21 protein-coding genes and 1 riboswitch are annotated in these 23,634 nt (G+C 75.3%); of the genes, 13 read left to right on the top strand and 8 right to left on the bottom strand.

The genetic code is table 11. The features are described 5' to 3' along the window. The first annotated feature begins 62 nt into the window (after positions 1 to 62). The 8 genes from ACZ6A9_RS11885 to ACZ6A9_RS11920 all read left to right on the top strand — a co-directional run bounded on the left by ACZ6A9_RS11885 (position 63) and on the right by ACZ6A9_RS11920 (position 10,091). Positions 63 to 875: a DeoR/GlpR family DNA-binding transcription regulator gene (locus ACZ6A9_RS11885; protein ID WP_468983118.1), complete on the top strand. Its 813-nt coding sequence runs from the start codon at positions 63 to 65 to the stop codon at positions 873 to 875. 269 nt (positions 876 to 1,144) lie between these two features. Then, complete coding sequence (locus tag ACZ6A9_RS11890; protein WP_468983121.1) at positions 1,145 to 2,041, top strand: SDR family oxidoreductase; 897 nt, start codon at positions 1,145 to 1,147, stop codon at positions 2,039 to 2,041. 158 nt (positions 2,042 to 2,199) lie between these two features. After that, on the top strand, positions 2,200 to 3,771 hold the full coding sequence (locus tag ACZ6A9_RS11895; protein ID WP_468983124.1) for an SDR family oxidoreductase: 1,572 nt from the start codon (positions 2,200 to 2,202) through the stop codon (positions 3,769 to 3,771). A gap of 62 nt (positions 3,772 to 3,833) precedes the next feature. After that, a complete protein-coding gene (locus ACZ6A9_RS11900; protein WP_468983126.1) occupies positions 3,834 to 5,240 on the top strand; it encodes a cryptochrome/photolyase family protein in 1,407 nt (468 codons plus the stop codon). Between the two features lie 148 nt (positions 5,241 to 5,388). Beyond that, positions 5,389 to 6,531: a polyprenyl synthetase family protein gene (locus ACZ6A9_RS11905; protein WP_468983128.1), complete on the top strand. Its 1,143-nt coding sequence runs from the start codon at positions 5,389 to 5,391 to the stop codon at positions 6,529 to 6,531. Next, a complete protein-coding gene (gene crtI / locus ACZ6A9_RS11910; protein WP_468983131.1) occupies positions 6,528 to 8,102 on the top strand; it encodes a phytoene desaturase family protein in 1,575 nt (524 codons plus the stop codon). The genes ACZ6A9_RS11905 and crtI overlap by 4 nt, the downstream gene beginning before the upstream one ends. After that, entirely contained in the window at positions 8,089 to 9,084 is a 996-nt protein-coding gene (locus ACZ6A9_RS11915; RefSeq protein WP_468983134.1) for a phytoene/squalene synthase family protein, read from the top strand. The genes crtI and ACZ6A9_RS11915 overlap by 14 nt, the downstream gene beginning before the upstream one ends. Further along, positions 9,081 to 10,091, top strand: coding sequence for a DUF5914 domain-containing protein (locus ACZ6A9_RS11920; protein ID WP_468983137.1), 1,011 nt, complete (start codon positions 9,081 to 9,083; stop codon positions 10,089 to 10,091). The genes ACZ6A9_RS11915 and ACZ6A9_RS11920 overlap by 4 nt, the downstream gene beginning before the upstream one ends. Before the next feature lie 62 nt (positions 10,092 to 10,153). Here the strand turns inward: ACZ6A9_RS11920 and ACZ6A9_RS11925 are convergent, their stop codons facing one another. The 4 genes from ACZ6A9_RS11925 to ACZ6A9_RS11940 all read right to left on the bottom strand — a co-directional run bounded on the left by ACZ6A9_RS11925 (position 10,154) and on the right by ACZ6A9_RS11940 (position 15,745). After that, positions 10,154 to 11,665 (bottom strand): FAD-dependent oxidoreductase, encoded by a 1,512-nt coding sequence (locus ACZ6A9_RS11925; protein WP_468984561.1) that lies wholly within the window; start codon positions 11,663 to 11,665, stop codon positions 10,154 to 10,156. A 361-nt stretch (positions 11,666 to 12,026) separates the two neighbouring features. Further along, positions 12,027 to 13,241 carry a lycopene cyclase family protein gene (locus ACZ6A9_RS11930; RefSeq protein ID WP_468983139.1) on the bottom strand — a complete coding sequence of 405 codons (1,215 nt, stop codon included), beginning with the start codon at positions 13,239 to 13,241 and terminating at the stop codon, positions 12,027 to 12,029. Between the two features lie 106 nt (positions 13,242 to 13,347). Continuing rightward, on the bottom strand, positions 13,348 to 14,634 hold the full coding sequence (locus ACZ6A9_RS11935) for an NAD(P)/FAD-dependent oxidoreductase (RefSeq protein WP_468983142.1): 1,287 nt from the start codon (positions 14,632 to 14,634) through the stop codon (positions 13,348 to 13,350). Between the two features lie 109 nt (positions 14,635 to 14,743). Further along, positions 14,744 to 15,745: a MerR family transcriptional regulator gene (locus ACZ6A9_RS11940; RefSeq protein ID WP_468983144.1), complete on the bottom strand. Its 1,002-nt coding sequence runs from the start codon at positions 15,743 to 15,745 to the stop codon at positions 14,744 to 14,746. Between the two features lie 93 nt (positions 15,746 to 15,838). Here ACZ6A9_RS11940 and ACZ6A9_RS11945 point away from each other — a divergent pair, with 93 nt between their 5' ends. The 4 genes from ACZ6A9_RS11945 (at position 15,839) to ACZ6A9_RS11960 (ending at position 18,568) form a co-directional block, all read left to right on the top strand. Beyond that, complete coding sequence (locus tag ACZ6A9_RS11945) at positions 15,839 to 16,459, top strand: RNA polymerase sigma factor (protein WP_468983147.1); 621 nt, start codon at positions 15,839 to 15,841, stop codon at positions 16,457 to 16,459. Between the two features lie 107 nt (positions 16,460 to 16,566). Then, positions 16,567 to 17,406, top strand: coding sequence for a DUF4397 domain-containing protein (locus ACZ6A9_RS11950; protein WP_468983149.1), 840 nt, complete (start codon positions 16,567 to 16,569; stop codon positions 17,404 to 17,406). Continuing rightward, positions 17,399 to 18,046, top strand: a complete 648-nt coding sequence (locus tag ACZ6A9_RS11955; RefSeq protein WP_468983152.1) for a class F sortase — start codon at positions 17,399 to 17,401, stop codon at positions 18,044 to 18,046. Before ACZ6A9_RS11950 ends, ACZ6A9_RS11955 begins: the two co-directional genes overlap by 8 nt. Before the next feature lie 69 nt (positions 18,047 to 18,115). Beyond that, positions 18,116 to 18,568 carry a hypothetical protein gene (locus ACZ6A9_RS11960; RefSeq protein WP_468983155.1) on the top strand — a complete coding sequence of 151 codons (453 nt, stop codon included), beginning with the start codon at positions 18,116 to 18,118 and terminating at the stop codon, positions 18,566 to 18,568. A 14-nt stretch (positions 18,569 to 18,582) separates the two neighbouring features. Here ACZ6A9_RS11960 and ACZ6A9_RS11965 read toward each other — a convergent pair whose 3' ends face one another. From ACZ6A9_RS11965 to ACZ6A9_RS11975, 3 genes are read right to left on the bottom strand one after another with little or no spacing between them, the layout of a single operon-like run. Further along, positions 18,583 to 19,602: an ABC transporter substrate-binding protein gene (locus ACZ6A9_RS11965; protein ID WP_468983158.1), complete on the bottom strand. Its 1,020-nt coding sequence runs from the start codon at positions 19,600 to 19,602 to the stop codon at positions 18,583 to 18,585. 39 nt (positions 19,603 to 19,641) lie between these two features. Next, positions 19,642 to 20,415: an ABC transporter ATP-binding protein gene (locus tag ACZ6A9_RS11970; RefSeq protein WP_468983162.1), complete on the bottom strand. Its 774-nt coding sequence runs from the start codon at positions 20,413 to 20,415 to the stop codon at positions 19,642 to 19,644. Further along, positions 20,415 to 21,515 (bottom strand): FecCD family ABC transporter permease, encoded by a 1,101-nt coding sequence (locus ACZ6A9_RS11975; protein ID WP_468983165.1) that lies wholly within the window; start codon positions 21,513 to 21,515, stop codon positions 20,415 to 20,417. Before ACZ6A9_RS11975 ends, ACZ6A9_RS11970 begins: the two co-directional genes overlap by 1 nt. Positions 21,516 to 21,895: 380 nt before the next feature. Continuing rightward, a riboswitch (cobalamin riboswitch) is annotated at positions 21,896 to 21,991 on the bottom strand. 179 nt (positions 21,992 to 22,170) lie between these two features. Here ACZ6A9_RS11975 and ACZ6A9_RS11980 point away from each other — a divergent pair. After that, positions 22,171 to 22,803 carry a precorrin-8X methylmutase gene (locus ACZ6A9_RS11980; RefSeq protein WP_468983169.1) on the top strand — a complete coding sequence of 211 codons (633 nt, stop codon included), beginning with the start codon at positions 22,171 to 22,173 and terminating at the stop codon, positions 22,801 to 22,803. Between the two features lie 18 nt (positions 22,804 to 22,821). Here the strand turns inward: ACZ6A9_RS11980 and ACZ6A9_RS11985 are convergent, their stop codons facing one another. Further along, the gene (locus ACZ6A9_RS11985; RefSeq protein WP_468983173.1) at positions 22,822 to 23,592 is read right to left on the bottom strand and encodes a cobalt-precorrin-6A reductase; all 771 of its coding nucleotides are present in this window, start codon (positions 23,590 to 23,592) and stop codon (positions 22,822 to 22,824) included. Positions 23,593 to 23,634 lie beyond the last annotated feature (42 nt).

Consider the following 23,634-nt stretch of genomic DNA (forward strand, 5'->3'; position numbering starts at 1 on the left):
CGCTCCGTGGCGTCCTTTACCGTGTCGGGAGCGCAGCACCGAGGTCCGAGGGAGCCCGACACATGTCCAAGCACGAGCGGTGGAGCGAGCTGCTGGAGCTGCTGGCCGGCGCGGGCAGGATCGACGTCGACGACGCGGCCACCGCCCTCGGGGTCTCCCCCGCGACCATTCGCCGTGATCTCGACGAGCTGGCCGCACAGCAGATGCTCGTCCGCACCCGGGGCGGAGCCGTCGCGCACGGCGTCTCCTACGAGCTGCCCCTGCGCTACAAGTCCTCCCGCCACGCCTCGCAGAAGCAGCGCATCGCGACGGCCGTAGCCGAGATGCTCGCCGACGGCGACGTGGTGGGCCTCAACGGCGGGACGACGACGACCGAGGTGGCACGGGCACTGGCGCTGCGGGCGGGCGGCAGCCGCGACGGACGGGGGCGGCGGGACGCGGCCGAGACCTCGCCGCCCGTGTTCACGGTGGTCACCAACGCCCTGAACATCGCCGCTGAGCTGGCGGTACGCCCGCAGGTGAAGATCGTGGTCACCGGCGGGGTGGCCCGTCCCCAGACGTACGAACTCGTCGGCCCGCTCACCGCGGGCGTGCTCGATGAGGTCGTTCTGGACGTGGCCGTACTGGGAGTCGACGGCGTCGATCCGCGGTGGGGGCTGATGACCCACCACGAGGACGAGGCCGGAGTGAGCCGGCTGTTCGCGGAGCGGGCACGCCGGGTGATCGTGGTGACCGACGCGTCGAAGATGGGGCGGCGCGCCTTCGCGCGGATCTGCGGACTGGACCGCGTCGACGTCCTGGTGACCGACGCCGGGCTGTCGTCCGACATGTCGGCCCGGCTCACCGAGGCGGGGGTCGAGGTCCACACCGTCTGACGGCCGGACCCACCCGGACGGCCCCGTGCGCCTCGAACGCACGTCGATCACCCAGGCCGGCCCGGCCCGCGGCACCCGGGAACCGCGCGCCGGCCAGGAGCGAGCGGCGGACACCGTGCACGACAGCGTCCCGTCCAGCGGTGACCCGCAGGCGCGCGGTGCCCTCCGCGCGTCGCCGCGGGCGGTGGGCGGAGCCTCCGCTGACATGCCCCTGGGCCGTGGCGCGTCTAGCGTGGGCCGGGCAGGCGCCTCGCGGAAAGGAACCGCCCATGCCGGTCGCCCGGAACCCCTTGCACGGCCGCGTCGCCGTGGTGACCGGAGCCGCACGCGGCCTCGGAGCGGCCATGGCCCGGATCCTGGTCGAACGGGGCGCGACCGTGGCGCTGCTGGGCCGCGAGGAGAGAACGCTGGCGGCGGTCAGGGACTCGCTGCCGGCGGGACGCTCCGTGTGCTGGGAGGTCGACGTCACCGACGACCGGGGCATGAGCCGGGCCGCCTCCGCCATACGGGCGCGGCTCGGACCGGCCTCGGTGGTGGTCGCCAACGCCGGACTGGCGGAGGGCGGTCCCTTCGCGGAGTCGGACCCCGCCGTCTGGCGGCGCGTGGTCGAGGTGAATCTCATCGGCAGCGCGGTCACCGCGCGGACGTTCCTGCCCGACCTGTTCGACACGCACGGCTACTTCCTCCAGGTGGCGTCGCTGGCCTCCATCGGGGCCGCGCCGATGATGAGCGCCTACTGCGCGTCGAAGGCGGGGGTCGAGTCGTTCGCCCACGCACTGCAGGCGGAGGTCGCCCACCGGCGCGTGGGTGTGGGCATCGCCTACATCAACTGGACCGACACCGACATGGTGCGCGACGCCGACCGGCACCCCGTGCTGCGGGAGCTGCGCGGGCACATGCCGCCGCCCGCGCGCAAGATGTACCCCGCCTCGTACGTGGCGGGCAGGCTGGTCGACGCCGTCGAGCGACGCCGCCGGGCCGTCTACGTGCCGCGATGGCTGCGTGCGACCCAGCTCGTGCGGGGCGCGATGCCACTGGTCGTCACGTCGCTGTCGCGGCGGGAGCTGCCACGGCTCGGCGCCGGGGAGCCGTTCGCGGCGACCGGACTGCTCGGCGCCGGCGGCAGGGCCGACCAGGAGGCCGGCACCGACGCGCCGCGCGGCTGAACGGCCGCCCCGCGCAGGCGCGGCGCATCCGCCGCGGGCGCGGGGCGGGAAGCAGGGACGATCGCACCGTGCGGGGTGCCCGCGCCGACGGGGCCCCGCCGTCCGAGTGACCGTCGCGCCGCGGCCCGGTGCCGTGGGACGAGCCGGAGGGAAAGACCGTGGGAACGAACGGACTGCGGGACACGGAGGGGACACTGTGTCTGGTGACCGGTGCGTCCGGGTACATCGGCGGTCGTCTGGTGCCGGAGCTGCTTCAGGCCGGTCACCGGGTGCGGTGCCTCGCCCGCTCCCCCGACCGGCTCCGCGATCACCCCTGGGCGCCGGACGCGGAGATCGTACGGGGGGACGTCACCGACGCGGACTCGGTCGCCGAGGCCATGCGCGGGGTCGACGTCGCCTACTACCTCGTCCACGCCCTGGGGACCGGTGCCGGTTTCGAGGAGACCGATCGCCGTGCGGCGCGGATCTTCGCCGAGCAGGCGCACGCGGCGGGTGTGCGCAGGATCGTCTACCTGGGCGGTCTCACCCCGCGCGACGTCCCGGAGAGTGACCTCTCCCCGCACCTGCGTTCCCGCGCCGAGGTCGGCCGCATCTTCCTGGAGTCCCCGGTGCCCGCGACCGTGCTGCGGGCCGCGGTCGTCATCGGCTCGGGGTCGGCCTCCTTCGAGATGCTGCGCTATCTGACCGAGCGGCTGCCGGTCATGGTGACACCCAGTTGGGTGCAGACCCGCACCCAGCCCATCGGGGTCCGCGACGTGCTGCGCTACCTGGCCGGCTCCGCCACCATGCCGGACGACGTCGACCGGGCCTTCGACATCGGCGGACCCGACGTCCTCACCTACGAGGGCATGATGCGCCGCTACGCCGCCGTGGCCGGCCTGAGGCGGCGGCTCATCGTGCCGGTGCCGGTGCTCACCCCACGGCTGTCCAGTCACTGGATCGGCCTCGTGACCCCGGTACCGGCCTCCATCGCCCGCCCCCTGACGGAGTCCCTGCGCCACGAGGTCGTCTGCCACGAACACGACATCGCCCGGTACGTCCCCGACCCACCGGGTCACCCCCTGCCGTTCGAGGAAGCCCTGTCCCTGGCGCTGCGCAAGGTGCGACAGGCCGAGGTCGCCACCCGCTGGTCGTCCGCGTCCGTCCCCGGAGCTCCCAGCGACCCGCTCCCCACCGACCCCGACTGGGCCGGCGGCAGCCTGTACGAGGACGAGCGGCAACTCCCCGTCGACGCGTCACCGCAGGAGCTGTGGAAGGTGATCGAGGGGATCGGAGGCGACAACGGCTGGTACTCCTTCCCCCTGGCCTGGGCGGTGCGCGGCTGGCTGGACCGGTTCGTCGGCGGTGTCGGACTGCGCCGCGGGCGGCGTGACGCGGAGCATCTGCGCGTCGGCGACTCACTGGACTTCTGGCGCGTCGAGGAGATCGAACCGGGCCGTCTGCTGCGGCTGCGGGCGGAGATGCGGCTGCCGGGTCTGGCGTGGCTGGAGATGTGCGTCGAGACGGACGAGCGGGGCCGCACCCGTTACCGGCAGCGTGCCCTGTTCCACCCGCGAGGTCTGTTCGGTCACGCCTACTGGTGGTCGGTCTCCCCCTTCCACGCGGTCGTCTTCGGCGGTATGGCCCGCAACATCACCCAGGCAGCCGCCAGGGGCCTGACCGCCCGCAAGGGTGGTCGGCGCGCCGGGCGGGTCCGCGGCGCGAGCGGCCGGCGAAGTGCCTCCCGATAGGCACCGCGTCCACGCACCACCGCACCACCGCACCACCGCACCACCGCACCAGGAGTGACGCCATGACCGTCGCGGTCGTCCTGTTCACCTCGGACCTGCGTCTGCACGACCACCCGCCGCTGCGTGCCGCGTTGCGGTCGGCGGACGAGGTGGTGCCGTTGTTCGTGCTGGACCCGGGGATCCGGGCGGCCGGTTTCGACGCCCCGAACCGGCGGGCGTTCCTCGCCGACTGTCTGGGGGATCTCGACGCGTCGCTGCGCCGCCGCGGCGGCCGGCTCGTCGTGCGCGCGGGGCCGGTCGCCCGGGAGGTCCGTGCGGTCGTGGACGAGTGCGGGGCCACCGAGGTGCACATGGCCGCGGGCGTCACGGCCTACGCCGGGCACCGCGAGGAGCGGCTGCGCGGGCAGCTCGGCGACGGCGGCGTGGCACTGCGGGTGCACGAGGCGGTGATCACCGCCGTCGCCCCCGGTGCGGTGACACCCGCCGGTTCCGACCACTTCGCGGTGTTCACGCCCTACTTCCGCCGCTGGGAGCGGGAGACGCTGCGGACGCCCCTGGCCGCGCCGCGCGCCGTGCCCGTCCCCGAGGGGGTGCGCGGCGGGCCGGTGCCCTCACGCGCCGAGGTGTCCGGCACGTCCCCGGGCATTCCGGGCGGAGGGGAGACGGCGGGGCGGGAGCGGTTCTCGCGGTGGCTGCGCGCGGGGCTGTCGTCGTACGAGGCCCGGCACGACGACCTGGCCGGTGACGGGACCTCGCGGCTGTCGCCGTATCTCCACTTCGGGGCCCTGTCGCCGGTGGAACTCGTCCACCGTGCCCGCCGGCAGGGCGGGCCCGGCGCGGAGGCGTTCGTGCGCCAGCTGTGCTGGCGGGACTTCCACCACCAGGTGCTGGCGGCGCGGCCCGCGGCGTCCCGGGCGGACTACCGCACGCGCCACGACCGCTGGCGCGACGAGGAGGACGCCGCCGACGACATCGCCGCGTGGCGGGAGGGACGTACGGGGTATCCCGTCGTCGACGCGGCCATGCGCCAGCTGCGTCACGAGGGCTGGATGCACAACCGGGCGCGGCTGCTGGTGGCCAGCTTCCTGACCAAGACGCTGTACGTGGACTGGCGGATCGGCGCCCGGCACTTCCTGGACCTGCTCGTGGACGGCGACGTCGTCAACAACCAGCTCAACTGGCAGTGGGTCGCCGGCACCGGCACCGACACCCGTCCGCACCGCGTGCTCAACCCCCTCGTCCAGGCGAAGCGGTTCGACCCGGACGGCACCTATGTGCGCCGCTGGGTCCCCGAGCTCGGGGGCGTGGAGGGCAGGGCGGTGCACGAGCCCTGGCGGCTCCCGGCGGAGCGGCGCGACGCGCTGGGCTACCCCGCTCCGCTCGTCGACCTCGCCGACGGGCTCGCCCGTTTCCAGCGGGCCCGCGGCCGTGACGGAGGAGTCCGGCACCGCACCACGACGGAAGCGTGACATACCATCACCAAACGGGCGTCCGTCGGCCGCTGAGGTGAGTCTGTCCGGGCCGGCCGCCGTACCGGGCAGACATCAGCGCATCCGGAAGAGGGCACTCGGCGGAAGCACTGGTGTGCAGATAACTGACTGTGAGAAGGGGCCGCGCATGCTTGGACTGCCGCCGATCGTCGCCGTACCCGGCGAACCGGCCGACGACCCCCTCACCGCGTCCGGCGCCGCCGACGGCGCCGCCGCCGTCCTCGAACAGGTCCTCGACACGCGACTGCGTGACGCCCGCGCCGTCGACGCGGTCTTCGCCCGGGACCTGGCCGACCGCGTGGGCGCGCTGGTCGCGCGGGGCGGGAAGCGGCTGCGCACGGCCTTCGCGTGCTGCGGCTGGCGCGCGGCGGGCGGCACGGGTGACGCCACCGCGGTGCTGCGCACCGGGGCCGCCCTCGAACTGCTCCAGGTGTGCGCCCTCGTGCACGACGACGTGATGGACGGATCACTGCGGCGCCGCGGAGGCCCGGCGCTGCACGTCGAACTGGCCCGCGATCACTGGGCCGCGGGCATGCACGGCTCCTCGGAGCGGTACGGGACCTCCTCCGCGGTGCTCGCCGGTGACCTGGCCCTCGCGTGGGCGGACGACCTGCTGACGGAGACCGCGCTCGGCACCCCGCACGGCCGGCGTCTGCACGAGGAATGGCGGGCGATGCGCACCGAGATGGTCGCCGGGCAGTACCGGGACCTGCACGCCCAGGCCACCCGCTCGTCGCACGTCGACGAAGCACTGGACATCGCCACCCTGAAGAGCGCCCTGTACACCGTCGCCCGCCCCCTCGCCCTCGGCGGGACGCTGGCCGGAGCGGACGAGGGGACCCTGGACGCGCTGCGGGCGGCCGGCCGGTGCGCCGGCCTGGCCTTCCAGCTCCGCGACGACCTCCTCGGCGCCTTCGGCGACCCGGCACAGACCGGCAAGCCCGCCGACGACGACCTGCGCTCGCGCAAGCTCACCTACCTCCTGGCCGTCGCCCTCCGGCTCGCGGACGCCGCCGGGGACCACCACGCCGCCGCCATGCTCGCCCCGGACGCCGACCCACGCGCGGAGCGTGCGGTCGAACGGATGCGGGCGGCGCTGGAGCGCACCGGCGCCCGGGAGGTGGTGGAGGCGAAGATCGTGGAGCTGACGAACCTGAGCGTGCGGCACTTCGAGCGCACGGGCGCCGCGCCGGCCGTCCGGCAGGAGTTCGCCGCGCTGGTCGCCCGCGCGTCGGACGTGGCTCCGCGCCGTGCCGAGGGGGTCGCGTGAGGCGGGTACCGGGGCCCACCGACCACGTGGTCGTGGTGGGTGCGGGTCTGTCCGGCCTGGCCTGCGCCCTGCACCTGCTGGGCGCGGGCCGCAGGGTCACGGTCGTCGAACGGGACGGCGGCCCGGGCGGCCGCGCCGGCCGCGTCCTGCTGGGCGGCCACCAGGTGGACACCGGACCCACGGTGCTGACCATGCCGCACCTGGCCGACGAGGCGTTCGCGGCGGTCGGCGACAGCCTGTACCGCCGCGTCGAGCTGACGGCCCTGCACCCGGCCTACCGGGCGCGTTTCGCGGACGGCTCCTCCCTCGACGTGCACACCGACGGCGAGGCGATGGAGGCGGAGGTGCGGCGTTTCGCCGGACCGGCGGAGGCGGCCGGCTACCGCGACCTGCGGCAGTGGCTGGAGCGTCTGTACCGGGCGCAGATGGGCCGCTTCATCGACACCAACTTCGACTCCCCCTTCCAGCTGCTGCACCCGGACCTGGCCCGCCTGGCGGCGCTGGGCGGCTTCGGGCGGCTGGACGGCCGCATCGGCCGCTTCCTCTCCGACGACCGCCTGCGCCGCGTCTTCACCTTCCAGGCCCTGTACGCCGGTGTGGCCCCGGCCCGGGCGCTCGCGGCGTACGCGGTGATCGCGTACATGGACACCGTGGCCGGCGTCTGGTTCCCGAAGGGCGGCATGTACGCCCTCCCCCGGGCGATGGCCGACGCGGCGGCCGACGCCGGTGCCGACCTGCGCTTCGGCGACGGGGTGAGCACGCTGGAGCGGTCGGCGGGGCGGGTGCGGGCCGTCCGGCTGGCCTCGGGCGAGCGGATCCCGTGCGACGCGGTGGTCCTGACCTGTGAACTGCCCGCCGCCTACCGGCTGCTGGGGCGCCGGCCGCGGCGTCCGGCACCGCTGCGCCACTCGCCGTCCGCGGTGATCCTGCACGCCGGGACCGACCGTACCTGGCCCGAGCTGGCGCACCACACGCTGTCCTTCGGCGCCTCCTGGGAGGGCACGTTCGACGAGCTGACCCGCTCGGGTGAGCTGATGAGCGACCCGTCGCTGCTGATCACCCGTCCGACCACGCACGACCCCGGCCTGGCCCCGCCGGGCGGCCACCTGCACTACGTGCTCGCCCCCTGCCCGAACACGACGGTCGGACCGGGCGCCGCGGCCTGGCGGGATCTCGGGCCCCGCTACCGGGACCGTCTGGTCGCCGAGCTGGAGCGCCGGGGCCTGACCGGCTTCGGGGACAGCGTGCGGGAGGAACTCCTGGTGACCCCGCTCGACTGGACGGCGCAGGGCCACGCGGCGGGCAGTCCCTTCTCGGTCGCCCACACGTTCGCCCAGACCGGCCCCTTCCGGCCGCGCAACCTCGTGCGCGAGGTGGAGAACGTGGTCCTGGCGGGCTGCGGAACCACTCCGGGCGTCGGTGTGCCGACGGTGCTCATCAGCGGCAAGCTCGCCGCCACCCGTGTGACCGGCGGCGCCGGCCGGCGCCCCGCACGGGCACGCACTCCCCTGACAGCCGTGCCCGCCCCCTCCACCACCCCTACTCCGGCAGGTGCCGATGACCCGTCGTGAACTGGACGCCGCGGGGATCACCGATCCCGCGCTGCGCGCCGCCTACACCCGGTGCCGGCGGCTCAACGCCCGCCACGGCAGAACCTACTTCCTGGCCACCCGTCTGCTGCCACTGGAACACCGCTCGGCCGTGCACGCCCTGTACGGTTTCGCCCGCTGGGCCGACGACATCGTGGACGACCTCGACCGGCACCGGACACCCGACGAACGCGACCGGCTGCTGCGCCGTCTGGAGTCCGACCTCGCCGACGGGCTGCGGACCGGCGGCGGGGACGAGCCCGTGGTCCGGGCCGTGGCCGACACCGCCCGCAGGTACGACATCGAGCACGAGCTGTTCGCCGACTTCCTGTCCTCGATGCGTGCCGACCTGACCGTCACGGACTACCCCACCTACGCCGACCTGCTGGGCTATGTGCGCGGGTCGGCCGAGGTGATCGGTCTGCAGATGCTGCCGGTCCTCGGGACGGTCGTGCCCCGCGAGGAGGCGGCGCCGCACGCGGCGGCCCTCGGTGTGGCCTTCCAGCTCACCAACTTCCTGCGGGACGTGGGCGAGGACCTCGACCGCGGCCGCGTCTACCTGCCCGGAGACCTGCTCGCCGCCCACGGCGTGGACCGGCCGCTCCTGGAGTGGAGCCGGCGCACCGGGCGCCGCGACCCGCGGATCCGCGCGGCCTTCGTCGCGGCGGACTCCCTGACGAGGGAGGTGTACCGGGAGGCGGAGCCGGGCATCGCCATGCTCGATCCGCGGGTGCGTCCCTGCATCCGTACCGCGTTCACCCTGTACGGCGGCATCCTCGACGCGATCGCCGCGCAGGACTACACCGTGCTGCACCGCCGCGCGGTGGTCTCCCGCCGGCGTCGCGCGGCGACGGCCGCGGCCGGTGCGCTGGGCGTGGCCGCCGCGCGGTGGGACGCCCGCGGCGCACGCCGTGCCACCCCGGCCGGCGTTCCCGTGCTCCACCGGAAGGGGTCGGTGCGATGAGCGGGCGAGACGGCAGGGCACGCTGGACGCCGCCGCTGCGGCGCCGGCGTTCCGGCCCGGACTGGGCGACGCAGACGCCGACCTGGCGCCAGGCACGGCCGGCGCTGATCGCGGACGCGCTCAAGCGGGCGTCCGCCCGTCCTTCGGGCAACTGGTTCGTCGTCGGCGCGTCCCGGGGCGTCCGCGCCGCGGGGAGCCCGTACGGCAGGACGGTCGGCGGCACGGAGGTCGTGCTGTGGCGCTCCGACACCGGTGAGCTGCGTGCGGGAGCGGGCGTGTGTCCGCATCTCGGCGCTCCCCTGCGGGACAGCCGGGTGGTGTGCGGCACGCTGGTGTGCCACTGGCACGGACTGGCCCTGGACGGCTCGCCGTTCGCCGGATGGCAGCCGTTCCCGGTGCACGACGACGGCGTGCTGGTCTGGGTGCGTCTGGACGAGGTGGGCGGCGAAGAGCCCACCGAGCGTCCCGTCGTCCCCCCGCGGCCCGCGGCGGGCACCGGGGTGGACGCCGTGTACACCGGGGTGGGGCGGTGCGAGCCGCAGGACGTGGTGGCCAACCGGCTCGATCCGTGGCACGGCTCGTGGTTCCACCCCTATTCGTTCGTGGACCTGTCGGTGGCGCGCGAACCGGAGGGGGAGGAGGACGACGCGTTCGTCGTCGACGTCTCCTTCCGGGTGGCGGGGCGTCTGGTGGTGCCGGTGCGGGCCGAGTTCACCGCGCCGGAGCCGCGCACGGTCGTCATGCGCATCACCGACGGCGAGGGGGCCACGTCCGTGGTGGAGACCCACGCGACGCCCCTGACCGGCGCGGGCGAGGAGCGGCCCAGGACGGCCGTGGTCGAGGCGGTCGTCGCCGCCTCCGACCGGCGCGGCTTCGCGCTGGCCCGGGCGGCGGCCCCCGCGCTGCGTCCCCTGATGCGCCGGACGGCCGGGCGTCTGTGGCGCGACGACCTGGCCTACGCCGAACGCCGCTGGGCGCTGCGCAGCACCGGACGCTTCCCCGGCTGATCCGCCGGACCCGGGGCCGGCGGGCCCGGCGGCACCCCGCGGGGTGCGGCCGGGCCCGCCGGTCAGTGGGCCGGCCGGTGTTCCGCCAGGGCGCCGCCGAGCGCACGGAGCAGGGGTGAGCGGCCCGCCCGCGGCACGGTCCACAGCACCTGGCCCCGTACGCCCCGGTCGCCGAGCAGAGCGTTGGCGGCGAGGAAGCCGGTGGTGGCGGCCCGTTCCATGAGGGCGACCGGCAGGTCGCAGCGGATCGCGTCACCGGCGAGGACCAGCCACGGGTGAGGAGTGCGCACGGAGGGGCGGCGGCGGTGTGATCCGACCGGGAAGAGCGGGCAGTCCGACCGCCACTCGTGCCGGGCGTCGACCACCCGCGCGTCCCCGGTCTCCGGGTAGACCTGGCGCAGCCGGTCGACGAGCATGTCCTGCACCTCCTTGCGTTCCGCCCCCGGGTCCACGGCGTAGGCGTGCAGTTCCACCACCGAACCGCCGGTGCGCGCCGCCCAGCGTGCGGCTTCGCCCTCGTACCGTTCCAGGACGCTGATGTTGTCCAGGCCGTCGTAGCCGCTGGTTCCGAGGAAGGGGTGCCGGTCGGAGCGGACCGGACGGTCGAGCCAGAGCCGGGAGACGAGGAACGGCGGGGCGGTGCGCAGGGCCGCGACGTCCTCGCGCCAGGCGGAGGTGCCCAGACCGGGTGACGCCTCGACGATCCGGCGCAGCCCTCCGGTGTCGGCGGCCAGCACCACGGCCTCGTGGCGGCCGGCGCCGGCGCCGGTGCGCACCTCCGCTCCCCCGCCCTCCAGGGGGGAGATCTCCTCGATCGCCGTCCCGGTGCGGACGTCGGCGCCGAGACGCCGGAGGTAGTCGCCGAGCGGCTCCCAGAGCGCCTGGGGGAACGGCTCGTCCGGCACGTCGAAGAGGAGTCCCTCGGACGAGCCGAGGAAGTAGATGTGGAACATCAGCAGCAGTTCGGCGGCGGACAGTTCGCGCGGGTCGGCGAAGAAGCTGCGGGAGAACACCTCGAAGGCGAGGTGGTGGGCTGCTTCCGGGAAGCGCACGCGTTCCAGGAAGTCGGTGGCGGTGACGTCGTCGAAGCGCTCGTACACCTCGGGCACGCGCACGTCGAGGAGCGGGAGCGCCGCCCGTGCGTCCATGGCGGCCAGGTCCCGCCAGCCGAAGGTGGGGCTCAGGGCGACGAATCCGAGCGCGCTGAACGGCGGGGTCCGCGGCACGCGGGCGAAGCTGTCGGTCAGACCGCCGCTGTGCCGCAGGGGGTAGTCGGGCAGGGGGGTGAGCCGGTCGAGGGCGGGGTCGGTACGGCGCAGGAGGCCCCGGAGGTTGTAGTACTGACGGAAGAAGGCGTGGAAGCCGCGGGTCATGGTCACCCGCGAGCCGTCCGAGAGCCGGGTGGGATGGCCGGCGAGCCGGCCGCCGAGCGAGTCCTGGCGTTCGTAGAGGGTGACGCGGGCGCCGCGTTCGGCCAGCAGGGTGGCCGCGGCCAGACCGGCGATGCCGCCGCCGATCACCCCGACGGACGGCTCGTCCCCGCGCCGGAACCGGGGCCCGCCGGGCCTGGGCATGAGGATCTCGGCCTTGCGGTCGCGGCCCCGCCGCGCGCCACCGCCGGAACGGGTGCTCACCGGCCGTGCTCCTTCCCGGTGACCGAGCCGTCGCGGACGGCGCCCGGCTGCCGTCCGGTGCCGGCGGCCGGGTCCGGGACCCGCACCCGGGGGTGCCGCGGTCCGGTGCGGGCGTGGCGCCGCGTGCCCGTGCACGCCGGGGCGCCCACCGCCGTGGCGGGAGCCCCGGACGCGGCCTCGGCCGGGGTGCGCTCCCCGGGTGCGCCGCCGCCGGGCCGGAGACCGTGCGGTCCGGGAAGCGGTGGACGACGACGGGCCGGGCGCGGGGGGCCGGTTCGCGGGGTGCGAGCGCGCGGGAGGGTCATCGGTGGCTTTCTCCGTTTCGTGGGAGGGGCCGGGAGCGGCGGGGCAGGAAGGGAAGTTCGGCCGCCGTGCGGAGCATGGGCAGTACGGGGGTGCGCAGTCCGATGCCCCATTCCTCCAGCGGTGAGGTGGCTCCGTCGAGGAAGCGCAGCAGGCGCTGGGGCGGGACGTGGCGGAACAGGCCGGTGAAGAAGTCCGGTCCGTCGATCCGTCCGGTGTCCAGGGCGCGCAGCAGCATCGCGTCCATGGCCAGGGCGCGCCGCCCGTGGGGTGCGGGAAAGGTCCCGCGCCCGTCGCGCAGGGCCGCGGCGACGGCCCTGCTCTGGCGTTGCACGGCGGCGAAGGTGTAGCCGGTGGCCGGACGGGTCGCGCCACCCGCGGTCCCGATGCGGAAGACGGACGTCCCCGTCCGGTGCGGGAAGCGGGCGTCGGTCATGGGGATGACGCCCTGCTCCGTCCGTTCCACGGTGAACGCGCCGAGTCCCAGGACGTCGCGGCAGTAGCGGCCGAGGGCGGCCTCGTAGGCGTCGGTGGTCAGGGCGGCGCGTGAGAACTCGGTGTACTCCACCAGCGCCCGGTCCGGGGCCAGCGGCAGGACGTAGCCGAAGGCGAGACCGTGTGCGGGCTGGGGCACCCGGAAGTCCATCAGGTCGGCGACCCGGGGGTCGAACCGTTCGGTGTCGGTGCGTACGAACCAGCCGCGGAAGTGCTGCAGCAGCCGGGTGCGGGCCGGCGGCAGGTCGCGGGGCGGTCGGGAGTCGAACACGTGCCGGGCGCGCAGGTGCAGGGGCCGGCCCGTGGGAAGGGTGCACCGGACCACCGCGCCCCCGGGCTCGTCGTGCACCGAGTCCGCCGTCGCCCGCAGGAGCCGTCCGCCCGGGGAACGGTCGAGGAGCGCGTGGACGTGCCGTTCGAAGGCGGTGGAGCGCACCATGCGGTAGGTGAACGGGGCCGGGTCGACGGTGACGTCCCGGCCGTCGGCACCGTGGACGCGCAGGCGGGGCCAGGACGCGCAGACGACGTCGTCCAGGTCCTGGCCGCCCCGGTCCCAGTAGCACCAGGTCCGCTCGGCCGGGCGCAGCGGACCGTCGGGCGGTTCGACCACGGTGACGGTGAGCCCGTCCGTCCCGGTCAGCCGGTGGGCGAGGCTGAGACCGGCCGCGCCACCACCGAGGATGACCACGTCGGACGTGTCGGCCGGGGGGCGTGCCACCGGGCCCGCTGTTCGGCGCTCATGGCCGCTCACTTCCACGCTTCGCTCCGGGGACGGGGTCGACGGATTCGGTACGGGTCGTTCACTCATTCGGGCCGACGGCCCGTCATGGATGCGGTGGGCGGACCTCGGTCCGGCGGTGTCCGCCCCGCCGTCCCAGGTCGGCGAGGACCTCCCGTGCGGCACGGGTGCCCGACGCCAGGGCTCCCTGCACCGATCCGGTCGCCCTGTGGTCCCCGCACACGTACCGGCCGGGGCCGAAGCGGGTCGTGCGGCTCAGCGGCCAGGGCGGGAGCATCGCCGGGAGCGCGTTCTCGACGGTGTGGGCGGCGAGCCGGCTCCAGCCGCTCGTGTCGGTGCCGTACAGGTCGGCCAGCCGGCGGCGCACCGCGTCCGCGGTGCCGGGCCGGTCCGCTCCCAGGACCGAGGTGGAGACGAGCGCGGTGCCGGGCGGGGCGTAGGTGGGGGCGACCTCGCTCAGCACGCAGGTGTTCAGGATCGCGCCGGTGCTGTCCGTCATCAGGGTCGGCTCCGCCAGTGGTGTGCTGTCGGTCGCGTGGTAGTAGGTGGTGACGGTGCGTCCGTCCGGGACGGGCAGGCCCGGCAGCAGGCGGGCCGCGGTCACCGCGTCCGTGGCGACCACCACGGTGGCGGCGGCCACCTCGGTGCCGTCCCCCAGGAGCACTCCGGCGTCGGTGACTTCGGCGACGGGCGTCTCCGGCCGCAGGACGCCGTCGGGCAGGCCGTCGGCGAGCCGGGCCGGGACCGCTCCGATGCCGACGGCGGGCAGGCACAGGGTTCCGCGGGCCATGCTCCGCCAGACCAGGTGGAAGAAGCGTGCGGAGGTCTCCAGCCGGTCCTCGAGGAAGACGCCGGACAGGAACGGCCGCAGGACGTGGGCGATCACCTCGTCCGACAGGAACGCGCGGGAGAGGGCCGCGGAGGTCGAGCGGTCCGCACGGCGTTTCAGCACGTCCGCGGGGAGCGCCGCGTCCCGGGCGGTGAGCACCGCGAGCGCGGCCAGGTCACGGGCCGTCAGACCGTGCCCCGGCAGCAGCCCGCGTGCCGCGCCCGGGCTCCGGGTCGGATCGGCGAGGCGCAGCGGGCCGCTCGGGGTGTGGGCGACGACGCCCGCGGTGAACGGCCGCAGGCCCAGGCTCCTCAGGTCCAGGCGTCGTTTCACCTGCGGATAGGAGGTGTTGAAGACCTGGAAGCCGCGGTCCAGCAGGAACCCGTCCCGCCGGTCGGTACGCATCCGGCCTCCCACCCGGTCGGACGCCTCCAGCAGGGTCACCCGCGCTCCGGCGCGGCACAGGTCCAGCGCGCAGGCCAGGCCGGCCAGGCCCGCGCCGACCACGACGGCGTCCGGTGTCCCGCGGTGTGCGTCGGTCATGCTGCTCCTCCTTCGGCGGCGGACCGCGGACGGGGACCGCCGGCCCAGCGGACCACGTTCCCCGGGCCGATGCCAGGCACCACGGCCGAGTGCCCCGGACGAGGGCGTCTCACCGGGCGAGCACCGACTCCAGGGCGGCGACGGCCTCGGCGAGGCCCACCGGGCGGGCCACGCCGGGCACCGCCCGCCCGGCCCAGCCCGGCCCGAGGGTGAGGACGGCCGGTTTGCGGCGGGCGCCGCGCACGCCCCACTCCATGCCGGCCACGTGCTGGGCGAGCGGCCGGCTGGCGGTGGTGCGGGACTGGGCCCACAGCCCGACGGCGGCAGGGCCGGTCCTGCGCACCGCCGCGACGAGCGACTCGACCGGCAGGGCACCGCCGAACATGCGCACCGGGACGCCCCGCTCCGTCAGTGCGGCGGACAGCACTTCCAGCGCGAGCGTGTGGTTCTCCCCCGGCACACAGGCGAGCACCGTGGTGGCGCCGGGGCGGTCGGCGACCGTGTCGTGCACGGTGCGGCGCAGTGCGCCGGAGACGTGCCAGGACAGGAAGTGCTCGACCTCGACGTACCTCTCGCCCGAGGTCTCCCATTTGCGGCCGACGGCCTGGAGCGTGGGCACGATCACCTCGGTCCAGGCGGCGACCAGGCCGTGCTCGGTGATCGCGTCGAGCAGCAGCCGGTCCAGTGCGGCGGCGTCGAGCCGCAGGGCCGCGCGGGCGATGCCCTTGCACTCCTGGCGCGCGTCACCGAGCCGCAGTCCGCTGCCCGCCCGGCTGCGGGCCGGCGGGCGCCGTGCCGGGACGGCGGGCGGGCCGGCCGGGGCCGCGCCGGGCGGCTCCTCGCCGCGGGCCAGGCGCGCGGCCTCGGCCGGCGGGAGCCCGGTCGCCGTCAGCGCGCACATCCGCTCCAGCCGCGCCACGTCCGCCGCGGTCCAGCGCCGGTGCCGGCCACCGGTGTGCAGGTCGGGGCCCAGTCCGTAGCGGCGGTCCCAGGTGCGGACCGTGGTGGGGGCCACGCCCAGGCGCCTCGCCACCTCCCCCGTGGTCAGCCCGCCACCCGGCGGGGCGCCCTCGCCGGCCTCGTGTCCGCCGCTCTCCGTCAGCTCGCTCATGACCCCATCGTACGACGCACAAACGACGCACGTTGTCTGCGTCGTTTGTGCGTCCAACACTGGGGCCACGCGCTCGGCAGGAGGAGTCAGGCCATGAGCACCCCTACGCGACCCACCACCGCCCTTGCCCCACCCGTGGAAGAGACCCGGTACGAGGAGGAACTGGCCCGGGGGCTCGTCGCCGCCGACGAGGAGGCGTTCGCGGCGATCCACCGGCGCTGGGGCCCCCTCGTGCACACCATGGCCGCCCGGTCCCTCGGTGACGCCCACGAGGCGGACGACGTGACCCAGCAGGTCTTCATCGGCGCCTGGCGCGGACGGCACGGATTCCGTCCCGACCGGGGCCCGCTCGGCGCCTGGCTGGTCGGCATCACCCGCCGCAAGATCGTCGACGCGCTGGCCGCCAGGACCAGGCGCCTGTCCCTCGCCGACTCGGCCGCCCGGGGCGCCGCGCCCACCGGGCCGGCCGCGGGGGCACCGGACGACGTGCTGGACCGGGTGCTGGTCGTCCAGGCCCTGTCCCGGCTGCCGCACGCCCAGCGCGAGGTGCTGTGCATGGCCTTCTACGAGGACCTGACACAGGCCCAGATCGCGGAGCGCACCGGCGTGCCCCTGGGGACGGTCAAGAGTCACGCCCGCCGCGGTCTGCACCGGCTGCGCCGGGTGATCGAGCAGAGCCCGGCGACGGACGCGGGCACGGGCGCGGACGCCTGAGCGAACCGAAGAAACCGTGCCCCGGACGCATCCGCGGCACTCCCCGACCAGGAAACAGGACCGAGACTCCGCACCGCGCGAAGACTCCTTCGAAAGGGATGATCCCCATGACCTCCCGGACCCCCCTCGTCATCGCCGCCTCGGCCGGCGCCTGCGCACTCGCCCTCGGGGTGGGCGCACCCGCCATGGCGGCTCCCGCCGCCGCGCAGGAAGAGGCCATGGTGTCCGTCTTCCACGGCATCCCCGGGATGACGGTCGACGTCTACGCCAACGGCGACGAGCTGCTCAGCGACTTCGAGCCGGGCACCGTGACCGAGCCGCAGTCCCTCGACGCCGGCACCTACGACATCCAGGTCTTCGAGGCCGGTCAGAGCCCCGACGGCACCCCCGCCCTCCAGGAGGAGGTGAAGGTGCCCGAGGGCGGCAACGCCACGATCGCCGCCCATCTCTCCGCCGACGGCAAGCCCCGGCTGACGGCCTTCTCCAACGACGTGTCCAAGGTCGACGCCGGGAAGTCGCGCCTGACGGTCCGCCATGTCGCCGCGGCGCCCGCCGTGGACGTACGGGCGGGCGGGCAGCCCGTCTTCAGCGACCTGACCAACCCGAACGAGGACACCGGCGCGGTCGACGCGGGCACGGTCGAGGCCGATGTCGTCCTGGCCGGGACGGACACCGTGGCCATCGGACCGGCCGACCTGAACCTGGAGGAGGGCACGAGCAACGTCGTCTACGCCTGGGGCAGTGCCGACGACGAGAGCCTGGCCCTGGCCACCCAGAAGTTCAGCGGCATGGAGTCGACGCCCAAGGCCGTGCACGCGGGCGGCAGCGGTGCCGCCGCCGTCACCCCGAACGACTCCGACACGTGGCTCGCCTGGGCCGCCGCGAGCGGAGCGGTCGCGGTGACGGGTGTCCTGGTGGCCCGCCGGGTCGCGGGCCGGCGTGGCTGACAGCGTGCGGCGCCCGGCCGTGGCGGCTGCCGTTCTGGCAACCGCCACGGCGGCCGTCCTCGGCGTCGTCCTCCTGCCGTCGGGGTCGGGCGCGGCCCCGGCGGCCGACTTCGGCGCCGCGCCGCCGGTCCGCACGGCCGCGGTCGCCGGCACGCCCGGCTCGGCGGGACAGGCCGGCGTCCCTGCAGCGGAGGCACCGCCCGAGCGGGTCCGGGTGACCGGTATCGGTCTCGACGCCCGGGTCGAGGCCGTCGGTGTGACCCCGGAGGGCGACATGACCGTCCCCGACGACCCGGCGGTGGCCGGCTGGTACCGCTACGGCCCGGCCCCCGGCAGTGACCGGGGCTCGGCCGTGCTCGTGGGGCACGTCGACAGCGACACGGGTGACCTGGGCGAGTTCGCCGCGCTCCGCGAGGTACGGCGCGGCGAGACCGTCGAGGTGCGGCGGGCGGGGGCGGACCCCGCGGTCTACCGTGTCGTCTCGCGCACCACCGTCCCGAAGGACGAGCTGCCGCCGTCCGTCTTCCGCCGGGCGGGCGCCCCGGCCCTCACGCTGATCACCTGCGCTCCGCCGTTCGAGCCGGAGCGGGGAGGCTACACGGCGAACCTCGTCGTCACCGCGGAGCCGGTGAACGGCTGACCGCACCGTTCGTGAGTCCGACCAGGCCGTACCCGCGGCGGTACGGCACCCGAGACACCGGAGGTCGCGGTGGACCATGTGGATCCGGCGCACTTGGTGGAGCTGGCGCTCGGTCACGCGACCGGTGACGAGGACGCCGGCGCCTGGCGGCACATCGCCTCGTGCCCGCGCTGCCGGGAGGAGCTGAGGCGTACGACCCGCGTGGTGACGTCGGCGCGCGGCGCCGAGGCAGCGGACCTTCCGGCCGCTCCCCCCGACCGTGTCTGGCAGCGGATCGTCGAGGAACTGACGCACGGGACCGCGGCGCCGCCGCGCCCCGGCGGGCGGATCGACGGGCGGACCTCACCCGGGGTCGCGCGCGCGGCCGACGGGGCGCGGGCACCCCGCGCCGCACGGCGCGCGCGGTGCCTCGCGCTCACCCTGGCCGCCGGTGCCGTTCTCCTGCTCCGCCGGCTCCGGGCCAGGGGCCGCCGGGGGGACGGGCCGCGGCCCCGGTCGCCGTGGTGGCGCCGTTGGTGCTGAGCCCCCGGCCGGGGTCAGGAGCCGGCGTTCCGCAGCTGTGCCGCGAGGGACTCGACGGCCGCCGGATTGCGGGGGCTCTCGACGAGGTCGACGTAGTCGAGGACGACGATCCGGTCGTTCCTGATGGCGGAGACGTTCGCGAGCGGCTCGTAGGACGTGAGGAACGCGCGCTTGTGTTCCGCGGTGACGTCCCCGTAGTCGTTGATCACGATGACCTCGGGGTCGCGGGCGACGACCGTCTCCCAGCCGACGGCGGTCCAGCTGTCCCGGAGGTCCTTCATGACGTGGTCGCCGCCGGCCCTGGTGATGATGTCGTGCGGTCCGGCGAAGGCGCCGGAGGTGAATGGCTTGTCCTCCCCGCTGTCGTAGAGGAACACCCGCGGACGGTCGGTGCCCTTGGGTGCCGTCGCCTGTGCCGCGGCCACCCGTGCGCGGAACGAGGCGACGAGGGCCTCGGCCCTGTCCTCGACGTCGAACACCTTTCCGAGGTTGAGCAGGTCCGTGTAGAGCGCGTCGAGCGGAGCCATCACGCCGCGCGCCTTGCCCCGGCCGTTGCGGCACGACTCACTGAGCAGGTAGGAGTCGACGCCCACGCGTCGCAGCGCGGCGGGGGTGAAGCCCTCCCCCTCGTCGAAGCCGTAGTTCCAGCCCGCGAAGACCAGGTCGGCGCGGGCGTCGAGGACCAGTTCCTTGGTGATCCGCTGCTTCGACAGCCACGCGGTCTTCCGGTAGCCGTCCTTCCACGGCACCGACGTCAGGTCGCCCTTGTCGTCGGGCATGACGTATCCGGCCATGTGGTCCTCGAGGCCGAGGGCGAACATGATCTCGGTGATGCCGACGTCGTTGGTGACCACGCGCCGCGGGGCGCGTTCGAAGGTCCTCTTCTCGCCGCAGTTCTCGACGGTGACCGGGTAGTGGCCGCCGGACGCCCGCCCTCCGTCCCCCTTCCCGTCCGGCGGTACCTGCGCGCCGCAGCCGGTGACGGCGAGGGCCAGGACGAGGGCGAGGGCGGCGGGGCGTACGGGACGGGGCATGGGGGATGACTCCTTGGACGACGGGGCCTGAGCGGCGGACTACGGACGGGGGAGCCGGTCGAAGAGCAGCTGGACCGCGCCGGTCCCCGGGTGGACGACGCGGTGCGCCCGGACGCCGAACACGTCGGCGAGCAGGCCGGGTGTGAGGACGTCGTGGGGGGCGCCGGAGGCGACGATCCGCCCGCCGTCGAGGACGTGGAGGACATCGCAGTGGAGCGCGGCCAGGTTGAGGTCGTGCAGCGCGGTGAGCACGGTGGGCCCGCCGGCGCGGACGAGGGCCAGGAGTTCCAGCTGCTGGGCGATGTCCAGGTGGTTGGTGGGCTCGTCCAGCACCAGGACCTGCGGCTGCTGGGCGAGCGCGCGGGCGATCAGCACCCGCTGCTTCTCGCCGCCGGACAGCGTGAGGAAACCTCGGTCGGCCAGATGGGCGGCACCGACGCCCTCCAGTGCGGCGGCACAGGCGCGCCGGTCCGCCTCGCTCTCCCTGGCCACCGCCCGCTGGTGCGGCAGCCGGCCCATGGCGACGACCTCGGCCACCGTGAAGTCGAACTCCGCGACCGCTTCCTGCGGGAGGGCCGCGAGGCGGCGCGCGCTGTCGCGCGGTTTCATCGCGAGCAGGTCGTCGCCGTCCAGGCGGATCGCCCCGGCCGTGGGACGCAGGGCCCGGTAGACGCAGCGCAACAGGGTCGACTTGCCACTGCCGTTGGGTCCGACGACTCCCACGAACCGGCCGCTGTCCGCGCGCAGGGAGATGTCCCGCAGCACGCGCGCGCCGGCGATCTCGACCGTGACCCTGTCGATGTCGACCCGCATCACACGCCTCCGAAGGTGTAGGTGCGGCGGCGCATGAGCAGCAGGAAGCAGGGCACGCCGATCGCGGCCGTCAGGACGCCCAGGGGCAGTTCGGCGGGGGCGAGCACCACGCGGGAGAGGATGTCGACCCAGATCAGCAGGACGGCACCGGCCAGGGGGGCGACGGCCAACAGCCTGCGGTGGTCCGCCCCGACCAGCATCCGGGCGGCGTGCGGGACCATCAGGCCGACGAAGCCGATCGCCCCGCTCACCGCGACCACCGCCCCGGTGACGGCGGCGGCGCAGAGGAAGAGTTCCCGGCGCAGCCGGCCGGGGTCCACGCCGAGCGCGGCGGCGGTCTCGTCGCCCATGGCGAGGGCGTTCAGCCGGCGGGCCGACCAGCCGAGGTGGAGGAGACCACCGAGGACCGCGCACGCGGCGATGGGTACGGAGGACCAGCTCGCGCCGCCCAGACTGCCGAGCAGCCACATCATCGCGGACCGGGCCGCCTCGCCGTGCTCGGCGGCGAACACCATGAACGTGGTCACGGCCGAGAAGCCGTAGTAGAGCGCGGTGCCGGTCAGCACGAGCCTGAGCGGCGTCAGTCCCCGCGGGGTCCGAGCGATCGCGTACACCAGCGCCATGGCCGCGAGCGCGGAGAGGAACGCCGCCGTGGACAGCGCCCAGACGCCGAGGGCCCCGAAGGCCCCGAAGATGAGCACGGCGTTCGCGCCGACGGCCGCGCCGGAGGAGATGCCGAGGACGAACGGGTCCGCGAGGGCGTTGCGGACCATGGCCTGGACGGCGACGCCGACGGACGCCAGACCGGCGCCGACGACCGCGGCGAGCGCGGCGCGCGGGAAGCGCAGTTCCCACACGATGGTGTAGGAGGAGACCTCGTCCGCCACCAGGGAGCCACCACTCGTCCCCGCCCACAGGTGACGCAGGGTCTCGCTCCAGGTGATGCCGGAGGCACCGATGCCCGCCCCGCAGACCAGGGAGACGGGGAGCGCGACGCACAGGCCGGCCACGAGCAGGGGCAACGGGACGCGCCGGGACGGCGGTTCGGTACGGGGCGGGGCGGAGTGGGGTGCGGGTGTGCGGTCGTGGAGCGTGGCCACGGGCTGGTCGCCTTCGCGTCGGGCCGTGCGCCTGCGGGGTCGTGGGGGCGGCTCCGGGCGCGGTGCGCCGTACGCAGCACCCTCTCGCAGTCCACGGCGATCGTCAGGAGCTTCGCCACCGTGGGTGATCGGGCTCGCGGGTCCCTCCACCGGGATCCGCCCACCGTTGCGGGTCAGCGCCGGACTTCGACCGGACTTCCCCCACGAGGCGCTCGCAGCACTCGGCTGCGCCGGTCGTTCAGTCCCCGCCCTCGGCGGACGGGCGCTCGCCGAGCGGGACGCCGTGGTGCGGGCGGTGCGGGGGGCGCTCCCCGGAAGATGGCAGCATGCGGCGTCGGCCTTCCTCGGGGTGTCCGCGCCCCGGGCGGTCTGGACGGCGGGAGTTCCTGGCTCACCCGGCCGGAGGGGCCGGGTTCACAGTGGCGGGACCGCGCCGGATTCGCACCGGGCTTCCTCCCCTGTCGCCGTCACGGCGATGGCGGACCGGACGGTCCACCGAGAGCATAGTAAGGGGCGGCGGAAAGGGCGCGGCACACATCCCCTGTGACGGTGGGTATGCTCGCCGCCATTCCACGGCTCCCGTCCCGTGCGGCCTCGCGGGGGCACCGTTTCGACCCTTGAGCCGTTCGACGACCGGGAGCAGTGAGAGAACACCGTGACCACCTACGCCTACGAGAAGGACGGAGCGGCCATCTACCGCCGGTCCTTCGCCACCATCCGCGCGGAGGCGGACCTCGCGGACCTGCCCGCCGACGTCAGCCGGGTCGCGGTCCGGATGATCCACGCCTGCGGCATGGTCGACCTCGTGCGCGACCTGTCCTTCTCCCCCGGTGTGGTCGCCCGCGCCCGCGAGGCGCTGCGCGCCGGGGCACCGGTCCTCTGCGACGTGCAGATGGTGGCCAGCGGGGTGACCCGCAAGCGGCTGCCCGCCGGCAACGACGTGCTGTGCACCCTCTCCGACCCGGCCGTGCCGGAGCTGGCGGCGCGGCTGGGCACCACCCGCAGCGCCGCGGCGCTGGAGCTGTGGCGCGACCGTCTCGACGGGGCCGTGGTCGCCGTCGGCAACGCGCCCACCGCGCTGTTCCGTCTGCTGGAGATGATCGAGGAAGGCGCGCCGCGTCCGGCCGCCGTCATCGGCGTCCCCGTCGGTTTCGTCGGCGCCGCCGAGTCCAAGGACGCCCTGGCCGCGCACCCGTCCGCGCTGGAACACCTGGTGGTCCGGGGCCGTCGCGGCGGCAGCGCCATCGCCGCCGCCGCGGTGAACGCGATCGCGAGTGAGGAAGAGTGAGATGAGCGGGACGGCGGTTCAGCCGCCGTCTTGGCCAGGACGCCTCGCGTGCGCCTCCCGGACCCACCGCAGCGCCTGTGCGGGCCCGGCCACCACGCGCACCCCCGCGGGCACCGGCGGCCGGCGGACCACGACCACGGGCAGCCCCGCCTCGCGGGCGGCCGTCAGCTTCGGCGCGGCGGCCGCGCCTCCGCTGTCCTTGGTGACGACGACGTCGACGCGGTGCCGCCGCAGCACCTCCCGCTCCCCGTCGAGGGTGAACGGGCCGCGGTCCAGCAGCGTCTCCATGCGGGCCGGGTGCGGGCTCCCCGGCGCGTCCACGGACCGCAGGAGGAACCACAGCCCGCGCAGGTCCGCGAAGGCGGCGAGGCCCGTCCTGCCGGTGGTCAGGAACACCCGCCGGCCCAGCCCCGGCAGCAGTGCGGCGGCCTCCTCCAGGGTTCCCGCCTCGTGCCAGCGGTCCCCCTCGACGGGCACCCAGCCGGGGCGCCGCAGCGCGAGCAGGGGAACATGGGCGGTGGCGGCGGCCCGCGCCGCGTTGTGGCTGATGGTGGCGGCGAAAGGGTGGGTGGCGTCGATGACCAGGTCCGCCCCGTGCTCCCGCAGCCAGCCGGCGAGCCCGTCGGCGCCCCCGAAGCCGCCCACGCGCACCGCGCCGGGCGGCAGCCGGGGCGCGGCCACCCGGCCGGCCAGCGAGTTCGTGACCCGCAGTCCCGGCAGGGCGTCGGCGGCCAGCAGTTCGGCGAGACGCCGGGCTTCCGTCGTCCCGCCCAGGATCAGCACGTGCACGGCGGATCCGTTCCCTTCATCCGGTTCCCTCTTCCCGAGCGA

The organism is Streptomyces sp. NPDC041124 (assembly GCF_055592385.1).